Source organism: Lactobacillus sp. RTP31084st1_F9_RTP31084_210423 (assembly GCF_040919545.1).
In the GTDB taxonomy this organism is placed as follows: domain Bacteria; phylum Bacillota; class Bacilli; order Lactobacillales; family Lactobacillaceae; genus Lactobacillus; species Lactobacillus paragasseri.
In genome coordinates this window covers 65,208-77,645 of the sequence record NZ_JBCOVH010000001.1, presented here as the reverse complement: position 1 = coordinate 77,645, position 12,438 = coordinate 65,208, and the positions used below count along the sequence as shown (strand labels likewise).

Genomic DNA, 12,438 nt, shown 5'->3' with positions numbered 1-12,438 from the left:
GTAATATGACATTTGTCACATTTTTCAGCTTAACTTATTTTTAAAATTTTTATAAAATAAGCATGATACAACACATGTAATAAAATATGGCTTAAAAGGATTAAAATGAAGAAATTATATGGAATAAGTAAAGTAATCTTTCCGCTACTAATCATTGGATTGATTATCTACCTCTTTTACGCGCAGCCATTTGGTCATAGACCAATTAAATTTGGTAGCACGTATATGACAATGAATAATGATTTTTATCAAACTTTAAATGAACCGATTGCAAATGAAATAGATGATCATAACGACATCCTTTACAGTCGAAATCCAGAACTGAGCGTTAACAATCAAGTTAATGAAATAAATAATTTCATCAAAAACGAAGTTAAGGTTATTTTTATTAATCCCGTTGATGGAACATCTACTAAGCTAATTAGAGCATTAAAAAAAGCCCACGAAGCGGGCATTAAAATTATTGTTGTTGATAGTCAGCTTGAAAATTCAAGTAATTATGTGGACTGTACTATTCGCTCAAACAACTATCAAGCCGGCGTCCTTTGTGCTAAAGAACTAATGTCAAAGCAAAAAAGTGCTAATATTCTAATTTTGCAGCAGCCAACTGCTATTTCTGTTGTTGATCGAATCAAGGGATTCGAAGATACAATTAAAAATAATAAAAATTTTCATATTGTAGATAAAATCAATACCACTGGACAATCTGAAAATAGCTATCCAAAAGTTCAAAAATATCTTAAGCAGGGTAAAAATTTCGATACTATTATGTCCTTGAATGATAAAACTGCCGTTGGTGCTTTAGCAGCAATTAACGCCAATAATAAAAGCTCTAAAATAGCTATTTACAGTATTGATGGGTCGGAAAATATTAAAAAAATGCTTAGTACTCAAAATGCTAATGTCAAAGCAACTGTAGCTCAATCGCCACTCCAAATAGGTAAAGTTGCTATCAAGGTTGCTTATGAACTCATAAACCATCAAAAAGTAAAAAAAGAAATCATTTTACCTGTTAAACTTATTACGTCTAAGAATATTAAGAATTTTAACATCACGGGGTGGCAATAATGAAATTCAAATATTTAGTATCTATGCGCCACTTCATGGTAACTTTAAATTTTATTATTATCTCTTTTATCGGTGCACAATTTTTATTAATCACGCAATATATCCTAAACCACCAATTAAGTTCAGAACTCTTAACTACGCTAGCTCGCGTTCCAGCTTCGCCCATGATTTTATTTAGCGAATGTATTATTTCTTATGGTCTACTAGTACTAGTTATGTATGTTCTCTACCATCACCATTTTTCTACTCAAAATACGCTTTTATTACTGATCCTTGAGTTTATACTTGCTTTTGCAATCTTTTTTGCTGTCAGAATGAATTATAATGGGATCTTTTTATTAGTATTTATTGATTTATTACTTACTTATCGAAATCTACCAACTATTCAGAATTATTGCTTTTGGGGTATTTCTGGGATTATTTTTCTTCTTTTATTTTCATTTTCAAATTACTCTCTTTTAGGTGTCTTTTTCAAAATGCCTAGTTTAAATACATATCTTAACTTTCTTCCTACACAATCTCGTTCGCTCCTTGTTTTCTTTAACAACTTCCTTGTTTCCTTAAATCTAATTACCTTTATTTGCATTTGCTTGGGATACGTAATCTATATCTTAAATCGTGCGCATACGGTTCAATCAAAATTACACAGTATGCAAAAGGCTAATGATGAACTTAAAAGTTATGCAGCAATATCTGAGAAAATTGCCCAGGAACATGAAAGGAAAAGAATTGCTCGTGATATTCATGATACGGTCGGCCATACTCTAACTGGAGTAGCTGCTGGAATTTATGCTGCGATGGTTTTAATTGATATTGACCCTAAAGCAGCTAAAACTCAATTACAAAAAATTTCAGTTGCAATTAAGCAAGGTATCAAAGAAGTTCGGGAAGTTTTAAATCAGCTACGCCCAGATGCGTTAAAAAGTTATACATTAGCATCCGCATTAAATAAGATGCTAAAAGAATATAGTGATATCTCTCATATCAAAATTAACTTTAACTATGCTTGGGGCGACGCAGATTTTCAAAAGACAACTGAAAATATTATTTTTCGTGTAATTGAAGAAACAGTTACCAATTCTTTGCGTCATGGTCATGCAACTGAGATTTGGATTGACTGTACTAGTAATGATTCTTTTTATGTTTTATCTATTCACAATAACGGAAAAAGTGCAGCCAAAATTAAGCCTGGATATGGGATAACCCAAATGAAAGAAAGACTGGCAATTATAAATGGGACAGTTGAGTTTGATGGTGAAAAAGGTTTTACTACAATTGTAAAGTTTCCTAAGGTAGGTGTTTAAAATGATTAAAATATTAATTGCGGATGACCAACAGCTAATCAGAGATTCAATCAAAATTATTCTTGAAAGTAACAAGGACTTTTCTGTAACTGATACAGTCGGTAATGGTAAGGAAGTGCTAGCTAGTATTGAGAAAAATAAACCTGATATCATCTTAATGGATGTTAGAATGCCCATTATGGATGGGACAGTTTGCACTAAATACGTTAAAGAAAAATATCCCGATATTAAGGTAATAATTTTAACTACATTTGACGATGACGATTTTATTTTCAGCGCTTTAAAATATGGAGCATCTGGATATTTGCTAAAAGGTGGCTCACCTGCGGACTTGTTCACATCAATTCGCACAGTTGCTCAAGGTGGTGCAATGATCAATCCCGATATTACAGAAAAAGTTTTTAGATTATTTTCAAAAATGGCCCAATCAAATTATGCTATTTCAGTTAACGACAAGGAAACAAAAGACTTTTCAAAAAGTGAATGGTGTGTAATTCAACAAGTTGGATTAGGATTATCAAATAAAGAAATTGCAGCTAAACTATTCCTTTCTGAAGGAACAGTTAGAAATTATATCTCCAAAATCTTAGAGAAGTTAGATTTGCGTGACAGAACTCAATTAGCAATTTGGGCAGTTCAAACAGGTGTTACTAGTGAAAACATTGATCCGAAATAAAAAAATACTATGTTGTATGCTCTTCTTATTTATCGCAGTTTCAGGCTTATTTATTTTCTTTAAACTTAAATACAGCAAACCCACTTTAACTATTGGAGTTTATACAGATAGTAGTTGGGAAGTGCCTAATGGGGATGCAGACCGTGTTACTAAAATAGCAATTAAAAAATTTAAAGAAAAGTATCCCAATGTTCAAATTAAATATGAAGCTGGAATTCGTAAAAATGATTATAATAATTGGTTAACTGAAAAAATTGTCAGGGGAACTACGCCTGACGTAATGATGTTACCCGAAGATATTTTCAATTTATTAGCAAGCAATGGAACGCTCAAATCATTGAATAGTTCATTAAAAGATGAAAACATCTCCTCTTCCACTTTTTATCACAACGTTTTTAAAGCGGGAGAATATCATGGTACTCAATACGCTTTACCTTATGAAACTAATCCTACTCTAATGATTGCTAACAATGATTTATTAGATAAAAACGGCTTCTCTAATTTAAACAGCCACCTGTCCCCGACTAAATTTAAGAGTATTTGTCACACTGTTAGCCTTAACAAAAATAACACTGGAATTACATCAGATTATTCCTGGCAGGATGCTCAATTTGCTTATGGCAATTCAGTTTTTGAAAATTCATCTGTTAATCTTACTTCAAATAAAGCACGAGCAGGTTTTTCATTAATTGAGGATCTAACCAATGAGAATGGTTATCAATCAGTTAGTTCAAATCAATTTGATCAAGGTACAGTTGCCTTTATGCCACTATCACTAGCTAAATATCGCACCTATACCTCTTATCCTTATCACGTGACGCACACTTCATCTTTTAAATGGAAAGTATTTCAAATGCCTTCTATAACTAACGTCAATGCTACTCCAGCATCAACTGTTTGCTTAGGAATATCTGCCGAAACTGCTCACCCTACTCTTTCTTGGGAATTTATCAAATTAATGTGTACTGATAAAGAAATACAACAAGAAGTAATAAAAAATAGAATGGGTTCTTCAGTTTTGCCCAAGGTTATCAATAGTTCTTTTACCAAAAAAATTTTTCAAAAAGAACAGAAAAATACCCTTACTCCTAAAATGCTTAATGCAATTTTAGAAAACATCGTTATTACACCCAAATTTAGAAATTATGACCGTCGATTAGACGAGCTAAACTATCTAATTCAAAATGCGTTGAAAAATAATCAATTGAATCTTCAGCTCTTTAATATCCAACATCAAATTAATAAAAACGAATATTAGAAATAAAAGATAACTTCACTTGTGGTTATCTTTTATTTTTTAATTTGACAAAGCGCTTTCATAATCCTACGATATGTCTGTAATATGTAATTACATATTTGAAAGAAGGATAAAAATGAAATACACTATTGATAACTTTGCTCGCTTAATTGACCATACTAATTTACATGCGGATGCTTCTAACATGGATATGAAAAAACTTTGTAATGAAGCAAAAAAATATCATTTTAAAATGGTAGCCATTAATCAAGTACAAGCTAAATTTTGCTCAGAACAATTAAAAGGTACTGATATTGATACTGGTGCAGCTATTGCCTTTCCATTAGGTCAACAGACTATCGCATCTAAAATTTTCGACACGGAAGATGCAATAAAAAATGGCGCCAACGAAATTGACTATGTAATTAATATTACTGAACTAAAAAATAAGAATTACGCCTATATCAAAGATGAAATGAAGCAAATGGTTGCTCTTTGCCATAAGTATCATGTTCCCTGCAAAGTAATCTTTGAAAATTGCTACTTAACTAAAGATGAAATAAAAAAGTTAGCAGAAATTGCTAAAGAAGTTAAACCTGACTTTATTAAAACTTCTACAGGTTTCGGTCCTTCAGGTGCAAAAGTTGAAGATGTGAAACTAATGAAGTCAATTGTTGGCGAAGATGTAAAAGTTAAAGCAGCGGGTGGAATTAGAAATAGCGATGATTTCCTCGCTATGATCCGCGCAGGTGCTGATCGAATTGGATGTAGCGCCGGCGTTAAAATTATCGAAGCTCTAAAACAACGGATGCAAGACGACAATGTAACTACAATTGAGATTAATAGATAAATGACTGAAGCAAAATATAAGAAAATTGAAACTATCCTAAAGCAAAGAATTATTGACCAAACCTACCCTCTTAATAGTTTATTACCTAAGGAACTGGAGTTAGCACAAGAATTTAAGACAAGTCGTCCAACAATTAATCATGCTATCCATAATCTTGTTCAAGAAGGCTTACTAGAACAGCGCAAGAGATTAGGTACTATTGTTAGGAGAAATAAAATTCAGCAGGAATTTACTCACCTTATACAAAGCTACAATCAAGAAATGAGTACCAAAGGACTTAAAACAAAAACAAAAGTACTCTATTTTCAAAAAGTCGTTCCTAACTCAGAGGTACAAACAGAATTTAACATATCTACATCTGATTCCGTATTTAAATTAATTAGATTACGATACGTTGATAATCACCCAATTGTTAAAGTAACTACTTATGTCCCCGTTTCACTTGTTCCTGATTTAGAAAAAATCAATTTTTCAACTGCATCTTTATATCTTGAACTTAAGAAAAGAAATTTAGCTGTTACCCATGTTGTAAGAAAACTAGAAGTTAAAAAAGCCTCTTCTGAAATTGCTCAAAAGTTAGCTATTAAAGAAAATGATCCTGTATTTTGTTTTCGTACTCGCGGATACACAAACAAGGATCAAAAAATAGAATATTCAATTGCTACTTACCGCGGTGATATGAATTCTTTTATCATCGATCTTAAACGCTAAATAACAAAAGGGATTGATTATTCTTGTAATAACAAGATATCAATCCCTTTTTTCGACTTTAAAATTTTTAATTAAAGTAATTTTTCATATGCATCTTCGTACTTAGGAATGTCACCAGCACCCATAAATACAACAACTGCATTTTTATGCTTAGTTAAGTCAGCAATATTATCTAAATCAATTACTTCTGAGCCAGGAATATTTTTAACCAAGTCTTCACTTGAAATATCACCACTAGCCTCACGAGCAGAAGCATAAATTGGAGTGACATAAGCCTTATCTACATCACGTAAGATCTCTTCAAAATCTTTTTGATATTTCTTAGTTCTTGAGAAAGTATGTGGTTGGAAGACAACAACTAATTCTTTATCTGGGAACTTTTGACGAGCGGCTTGGATAGTTGCACGCATTTCTGTTGGATGGTGAGCATAATCATCAATTACCGAAACATCGCCAAAGTCTTTTTCAGCAAATCTTCTCTTAGCACCCTTGAAAGTGAGCAATCCTTCCTTAATATCTTCCATTGGAACTTTTTCAGTATAGGCAACTGCAATTACAGCAGTAGTATTCAAAATACTGTGGTCACCAAATAAATGAATTTCAAAACGTCCAAGATCCTTACCATGGGCTAAAACGTTGAATTTAGAACCAGTAGTAGTCTTTTCAATGTTTACTGCTTGAAAGTCATCAGTGTCTTTAAAGCCGTAAGTATACTTAGGAATATCAGTCTTTAAGCTTTGAAGACGCTTGTCATCTCCCCAAACAAAGAGAGCTTTCTTAGTTTGATCAGCAGCACTTTGAAAAGCACTAGTATAGTCGTCTTGATCTTTAAAGTAATCTGGGTGATCAAAATCTATGTTAGTCATAATTTGGTAATCTGGGTGATATGCCAAGAAATGGCGGCGGTACTCATCTGCCTCGTAAACAAAGAAACGGGAATCAGCAACACCCTTGCCTCGTCCATCTCCAATTAAGTATGAAGTAGGTGCAACTTCACCTAATACATGAGCTAAAAGACTAGTAGTTGAAGTCTTTCCGTGAGTACCAGATACGCCAATTGAAGTGTGCATTTGCACTATTTCTTCAACAGTATCAGGGTAGCTTTGCCATTCAACATTTTTATCTAAACAAGCTGCTACTTCTGGATTATCTTGTTTAAAAGCATTTCCCTTAACAATTACTTGTTCATCATTACTCTTAATATTTGCTGGGTCAAAATCTTTTACTTCAATACCGGCTTTTTCAAGTGGAACTTGAGTGAAAGTATACTTTTCAATATCTGAACCAGCAACGTTATAGCCTAAGTCATGTAAAACTAAAGCTAATGAAGCCATGCCAGTTCCTTTAATGCCAATGAACCAAATTTGTTTATTTTTGTCTAACATATTATTAATATCTCCATTGTTTATGCCAAAATATTCGCTTTAATTCTACCATTTTTAACACAAAAAAAGAACATAACACAACGTTATGTTCTAATTCAGAAAGTAGTAAGCTCATCCATGTTTCCTACTTTCTTTAATTTTGTTAATTTCAACCAAATTAATTATATCGAACCCTAAAAATATTAAGCAACTTTGATCATCAATTCGCGCCAAAACCGTTTCTTACATCCTCACTATAACACTTTTTCTAATTAAATAACATAATAAAGATATTGAGCATACATGATTTTTGATTTATATATTCGTAGTTTTACTACTGTGCAAGACTATCAGCAAATGAAAGCTGACATATAACTTATCAAAAGAAGTTTAAAATTACACTAGTCTAAATTTTACCTAATATTTTAGTACCATGAGCTTGAGTTACACCAACTTTTTCTATAACAGAATTTACATTTTTATCTGTTATGCCACCACCAGGTAAGATCTCGATTTTTCCCTTAGCCTGTTTATTTAATTTTTTTAAATTTTCAAGACAATCAGTAATTGAACGATCTAATGACCCACCATGAGTAAGAATACGTGCAACCTTGTTTTTAGATAACCATTCTAAGGCTTCTTTCTGCTTTGAAGCTGTTAATTCATCAAAAGCCATATGCATTACAACTTCTAAATTTCCAGCATGGGCAGTTGTAATAAGCTTTTTCATTGCAATTTTATCTAGCTGTTTATTATTAGTTAAGCACCCAAAAGCTATACCGTCTGCTTTGAGTAAACTACACATTCGAATATCACTATTCATGATTTCTAACTCATCAGCAGTGTAAACAAAGTTTCCGCTACGTGGTCTAATCATTACAATTACTGGCACATTATACTTATGAGCATACTCCACTGTCTTTTTAATTACACCAAATGATGGTGTGGTCCCTCCATTAGCTAAGTCATTATTTAATTCTATTCGTTCAGCTCCTCGCTCAATCATCAATGGCACATTAGTAAAATTCTCAACACATACTTCTTTAAGCATTTGTTATACCTCACTAAAGTCAATATCTAGGTCTTTCTCAGCAGCAGCTTTTTCTTCTTTAAGATATTGTTTATCTAGCATTTTCACAAATGGATAATAAATTAAAATATTTAAAATAATCTCTACAATTTGTAACGCAGATCCTGTCCAGCTTCCTGTTGCCAACCATCCAGAAATAATTGGTGGAGTAGTCCAAGGTAATTGAACACCATTTGTCCAAGCTACCCATCCCAATTTCATTACAATTCCTGAAATCAATGTATTTAAAACTGGACATAAAATAAACGGAATAACTATAACAGGATTTAAGACTACTGGTAAACCAAAAATAACAGGTTCATTAATACCAAAAACTCCAGGCAAAATTGCCAACTTACCTAACTCAAGCAACCTTTTTGATTTACAAATTGCAAATACAACAATTAATAAAGCAAGTGTACTACCACCGCCGCCATAGGTTGTAAATAAATCAATAAAAGGTTGAGTATAGATATGTGGTAATGGAGCATGATTTTGAAATGCCTTCAAATTATCTTGCGTTGAGACAAAGAATATAGGTTGCCATACTGAATTGGTAATTGAAGGTCCATTAATACCAAAGAACCAAAAGAAACTTGCTAAGAAATTGTATAGCAAAACTGATGGTAAAGAAATACCCACATGCTTCAATGGTGTCTGTAAAATCGTGTAAATAAAGCTATACGCTGTATGAAAACTAGTTAAAGAGAATAGAATTCTTATTAGAAAGAAGAAAACAACGACTAATGCACTTGGAATCAAAGCATCAAATGATTTAGTAACTGCAGGGGGAACACCATCTGGCATCTTAATAGTCCAATTACGTTTTATTGCAAATCTGTAAATTTCGACAGATATTAAGGCAATAATAATTCCTAAAAAAATACCATTAGGCCCTAAAAACTGAGTTTCAACTGCAGAAACAGTTTTCTTTCCTAAAACAACAGAAGTAGGTGTCAAAATTAGAAATGATATAAATGAAACCATCCCTGCTTGAATGGGATCCAGTCCTCTATTCTTACCATATGCATATGCAATTGCAATTGCTGATAAGATTCCCGTAAAGCTAAATACGGAATTAGATACAGCACTAAACCAATCAGGAAATTGCGGCCCACATAATTTAATCCAAAATTCAGACCAGCCTGGAATCGGAAAATTACCAATAAGTAAAAATATAGAAGTAACTATGATCAAAGGAGTAATAATTAAGAAGCCATCACGCAATGACATTAAAACGACATTATTTCCTAGCTTCGAGGCAACTGGCATCAGCACCTTTTCAAATTTCTTTTGCATTTTAAAGCCTCCAACTGAAAAACTAATAGCAGCAACTTCCCTTAAACTTTGAAATATCTTCTTTATTTGCTAGAATTTGACAACCCTTAGCCAAATTATCTAAGGATTCAGCAAGACCAGTACCACCCTTTTTAGGCATCTTAACAATCGGAAATCTGTCTTTATATTTTTCAATAAGTTCTTGATTCTTTTCCTTTGCGATAGCTCCAATTACTGGAATACTAGTGTTCTCTGTAATTGCAATTCCAATTTCTACCGCCATTTCAGCAAAATCATGATAATCAAATGCTGGCCCCACGATAACTACATCAGTCTTCATTTTTTCAGCCATTTTTGAAAATTTTCTCTGTACAATGTCTTTATTTTGTTGATAATATTTCGGCCCACAGTAGAATGTACCAATAATCTCTCCGTGCACAGCCTCTAAAGCTTTCTCAACATTATCAGCACTTCCCATTGCAATCTTCTTACCGCCTAGTGGTGTATCGCTTCTTTCATCTCCGCCTAACCCAGCTTGAATCTGATCAAGAATAATAATAGTTTTCATAATATATCACCTTCCTACTCTATAGGTGCATGAATCCTTTTTTTGTAAGCATCAAGCCATTCCTGGCTAACAGGTTCAATTTTAGTCTTCATATTATCTATTGGGTTGGCCATCAAAATTACAGGTTTTTGTTTATCAGTTGCAACACAAAATGTAAATTCAACGTTAGTAGCTACTCCCCATTCTCCTTTATTATTCATTGCAACTAATGAAAATTCTCCAGCTTTACCATAGCGCTTCTTTAGGTCTGCTATAAATGGATAAACTGCATGATCACAAGCATCTTGTGGTAATTCACCATCCCGCATTCTCCTAACAATTTCATATGATAAACAGCCTTTCATAATATCTTCTCCAAGACCTGTTGCTGCAGCGCCACCAACTTTACTGTCAACATAAAAACCTGAGCCAGATAATGGAGAATCACCCACACGACCATCTTTTTTCATAAATAAACCTGACGTTGAAGTTGCAGCTGCCATTGAATTATTTTTATCTAAAGTAATGGCACCTACAGTATCATGCCCATCATATGGATTCAAATTCTGCTGTTCGATTTCTTTACACCGCTTTTGCCAGCGCTTTTTAGCACGTTTTGTTAACATATTTGTCATTTCAAATCCATGCAAACTAGCAAACTTAGTTGCTCCTTTACCGACTCTGAAGCTATTACAATGTTCATGACTCAAAGCCCGAGCGACAGATACAGCATGCATTACATTTTCAATTGCACCAACAGCTCCTTGAGCTAGCGTATCCCCATTCATGAAAGCGGCATCCATTTGTACAATACCTTCTTCATTTGGAAGACCTCCATAACCAACTGACTTATAATACGGATATGCTTCAACTGTATTAATTAATTTTTCGACTGCATCTCCAGCAGTACCATTTTCTTCTAAAATTGTACTAGCCTTTTCGACTCCTTCATTTGCCATTCGCCAAGTTGCAATTGTTCCCCATGACATAGCAAATACTTCCTCTCTATTCTAAAGAACCTAATCTTTCTAAGCTTCTCATATATATTTTGATACTTAGTAATAGATCATCTAAATCCATCCATTCATTTTCTTTATGTGCTATTCCCTTTTGTCCTGGAAAAGATGGTCCAAAGGCAATGATATTTGGCATTACTCGAGCATAAGTGGCACCTGTTGTTGTAACTGGTGTGCCATCAAGTCCAGTAACTTTTTCATATACTTCAGATAGAATTTGGATAAATTTAGAATTTTTATCGTGCATTACGCTTGGAATACTACGTATAACCTTAATATTACTGTCTACTGGAATATTATTTTTGATCCCTGCTGTAATTTGCTTCTCTTGATATGACACTGGATAACGAATAGCTATTTCTATTCGCATGCCATTATTTTCAATATTTAAACCAGTAGGAGTCATAATTAATTTTCCAGAATCATTATCGTGAAATTCAATTCCTAGGCCTTCTCCATAATGCTTTTGATGGAGGGCTTTAACAATCCAGTTAAAATAATTATTCAATTGACCAGAAACTAAGTTTTCATCAACTATTTTTTTAGCTAAATATGTTATTGCATTCTTTCCCATTTCCGGAGCATTACTTGGAACTCTTATACCATGACTCTCAACCTGTTTGTTTTTAATTTCTATACTTAATTCATCAGGAACATGATCTTTGGACATATCCCCTTGCAAATTTTTGATTTGGCTTAAACTTCCATCTAAAATCGGCGTAAAAATACAATAGTTGACAATTCCACGTTCTCCATATACTACTGGATATTTACAATCAGCTGTCCAGCCAAAAATTGGTGGTTTTTCCTTTTCTAGATATAAAGGCACATCTTTAGAACCATTTTCCTCATCTGATCCAAAAACTAGCCGAATCGTTCTTTTTGGTCTATATCCTAAATCTTTAAGAATTTTCATAGCCCATAATGTTGCTAATGCAGGCCCTTTATTATCTAATATTCCTCTACCATACAATCGGCCATTCTCATCGGATAAATCCCACGGATTAAACTTCCATTTGTCACCCACTGGCACTACATCTAAGTGGTCAATGATACCGATATAATTTTCATCGTCATCTCCCCATTGCGCATATGCCATCGCATTATTAACAATTTTTGCTTTAAATCCACATTTTTCAATAATTGGAACAATAGCTTCTAATGCTTTTTTAGGTCCTTTACCAAATGGCGCATCTTTTTCTGAACTACCTTTAACGCTTGGAATCTGCATAATTGTTCGTAAGTTTCCTAAAAATGCCTTTTCATTTGTACTTATAGCTTCGTTGATTTTTTCTTCTGCTATCATTGTCTTAACCCT

General features: G+C 33.3%; 12 protein-coding genes. 6 read left to right on the top strand and 6 right to left on the bottom strand.

The genetic code is table 11. From position 1 onward, the window contains the following. The first annotated feature begins 105 nt into the window (after positions 1–105). The 6 genes from AB5359_RS00400 to AB5359_RS00375 all read left to right on the top strand — a co-directional run bounded on the left by AB5359_RS00400 (position 106) and on the right by AB5359_RS00375 (position 5,846). Positions 106–1,068: a substrate-binding domain-containing protein gene (locus AB5359_RS00400; RefSeq protein WP_003648343.1), complete on the top strand. Its 963-nt coding sequence runs from the start codon at positions 106–108 to the stop codon at positions 1,066–1,068. Then, positions 1,068–2,372 (top strand): sensor histidine kinase, encoded by a 1,305-nt coding sequence (locus tag AB5359_RS00395; RefSeq protein ID WP_368279927.1) that lies wholly within the window; start codon positions 1,068–1,070, stop codon positions 2,370–2,372. The genes AB5359_RS00400 and AB5359_RS00395 overlap by 1 nt, the downstream gene beginning before the upstream one ends. Position 2,373: 1 nt before the next feature. Further along, positions 2,374–3,048 carry a response regulator transcription factor gene (locus AB5359_RS00390; protein ID WP_035429555.1) on the top strand — a complete coding sequence of 225 codons (675 nt, stop codon included), beginning with the start codon at positions 2,374–2,376 and terminating at the stop codon, positions 3,046–3,048. Between the two features lie 16 nt (positions 3,049–3,064). Next, the gene (locus AB5359_RS00385; protein ID WP_048685069.1) at positions 3,065–4,306 is read left to right on the top strand and encodes an ABC transporter substrate-binding protein; all 1,242 of its coding nucleotides are present in this window, start codon (positions 3,065–3,067) and stop codon (positions 4,304–4,306) included. Between the two features lie 115 nt (positions 4,307–4,421). After that, the gene (deoC, locus tag AB5359_RS00380) at positions 4,422–5,135 is read left to right on the top strand and encodes a deoxyribose-phosphate aldolase (protein WP_003648339.1); all 714 of its coding nucleotides are present in this window, start codon (positions 4,422–4,424) and stop codon (positions 5,133–5,135) included. Next, positions 5,136–5,846, top strand: a complete 711-nt coding sequence (locus AB5359_RS00375; RefSeq protein ID WP_048685066.1) for a GntR family transcriptional regulator — start codon at positions 5,136–5,138, stop codon at positions 5,844–5,846. 71 nt (positions 5,847–5,917) lie between these two features. Here AB5359_RS00375 and murC read toward each other — a convergent pair whose 3' ends face one another. The 6 genes from murC to AB5359_RS00345 all read right to left on the bottom strand — a co-directional run bounded on the left by murC (position 5,918) and on the right by AB5359_RS00345 (position 12,426). Further along, complete coding sequence (gene murC / locus AB5359_RS00370) at positions 5,918–7,231, bottom strand: UDP-N-acetylmuramate--L-alanine ligase (protein ID WP_039155917.1); 1,314 nt, start codon at positions 7,229–7,231, stop codon at positions 5,918–5,920. Between the two features lie 385 nt (positions 7,232–7,616). After that, positions 7,617–8,261, bottom strand: a complete 645-nt coding sequence (locus AB5359_RS00365) for a copper homeostasis protein CutC (RefSeq protein WP_048685063.1) — start codon at positions 8,259–8,261, stop codon at positions 7,617–7,619. A 3-nt stretch (positions 8,262–8,264) separates the two neighbouring features. After that, positions 8,265–9,578 carry a PTS sugar transporter subunit IIC gene (locus AB5359_RS00360; protein ID WP_049149846.1) on the bottom strand — a complete coding sequence of 438 codons (1,314 nt, stop codon included), beginning with the start codon at positions 9,576–9,578 and terminating at the stop codon, positions 8,265–8,267. 22 nt (positions 9,579–9,600) lie between these two features. Then, positions 9,601–10,125 carry a GrdB-related putative oxidoreductase gene (locus AB5359_RS00355; protein WP_368279923.1) on the bottom strand — a complete coding sequence of 175 codons (525 nt, stop codon included), beginning with the start codon at positions 10,123–10,125 and terminating at the stop codon, positions 9,601–9,603. 14 nt (positions 10,126–10,139) lie between these two features. Next, the gene (locus AB5359_RS00350) at positions 10,140–11,093 is read right to left on the bottom strand and encodes a N(4)-(beta-N-acetylglucosaminyl)-L-asparaginase (protein WP_048685055.1); all 954 of its coding nucleotides are present in this window, start codon (positions 11,091–11,093) and stop codon (positions 10,140–10,142) included. A gap of 16 nt (positions 11,094–11,109) precedes the next feature. After that, on the bottom strand, positions 11,110–12,426 hold the full coding sequence (locus AB5359_RS00345; protein WP_048685052.1) for a Sapep family Mn(2+)-dependent dipeptidase: 1,317 nt from the start codon (positions 12,424–12,426) through the stop codon (positions 11,110–11,112). Between the last annotated feature and the right edge of the window lie 12 nt (positions 12,427–12,438).

Excerpts from the sequence above, each read along its gene's own strand:
- AB5359_RS00400 (WP_003648343.1), top strand. The coding sequence starts at position 106 with ATGAAGAAATTATATGGAATAAGTAAAGTAATCTTTCCGCTACTAATC.
- AB5359_RS00395 (WP_368279927.1), top strand. The coding sequence starts at position 1,068 with ATGAAATTCAAATATTTAGTATCTATGCGCCACTTCATGGTAACTTTA.
- AB5359_RS00390 (WP_035429555.1), top strand. The coding sequence starts at position 2,374 with ATGATTAAAATATTAATTGCGGATGACCAACAGCTAATCAGAGATTCA.
- AB5359_RS00385 (WP_048685069.1), top strand. The coding sequence starts at position 3,065 with ATGCTCTTCTTATTTATCGCAGTTTCAGGCTTATTTATTTTCTTTAAA.
- deoC (WP_003648339.1), top strand. The coding sequence starts at position 4,422 with ATGAAATACACTATTGATAACTTTGCTCGCTTAATTGACCATACTAAT.
- AB5359_RS00375 (WP_048685066.1), top strand. The coding sequence starts at position 5,136 with ATGACTGAAGCAAAATATAAGAAAATTGAAACTATCCTAAAGCAAAGA.
- murC (WP_039155917.1), bottom strand. The coding sequence starts at position 7,231 with ATGTTAGACAAAAATAAACAAATTTGGTTCATTGGCATTAAAGGAACT.
- AB5359_RS00365 (WP_048685063.1), bottom strand. The coding sequence starts at position 8,261 with ATGCTTAAAGAAGTATGTGTTGAGAATTTTACTAATGTGCCATTGATG.
- AB5359_RS00360 (WP_049149846.1), bottom strand. The coding sequence starts at position 9,578 with ATGCAAAAGAAATTTGAAAAGGTGCTGATGCCAGTTGCCTCGAAGCTA.
- AB5359_RS00355 (WP_368279923.1), bottom strand. The coding sequence starts at position 10,125 with ATGAAAACTATTATTATTCTTGATCAGATTCAAGCTGGGTTAGGCGGA.
- AB5359_RS00350 (WP_048685055.1), bottom strand. The coding sequence starts at position 11,093 with ATGTCATGGGGAACAATTGCAACTTGGCGAATGGCAAATGAAGGAGTC.
- AB5359_RS00345 (WP_048685052.1), bottom strand. The coding sequence starts at position 12,426 with ATGATAGCAGAAGAAAAAATCAACGAAGCTATAAGTACAAATGAAAAG.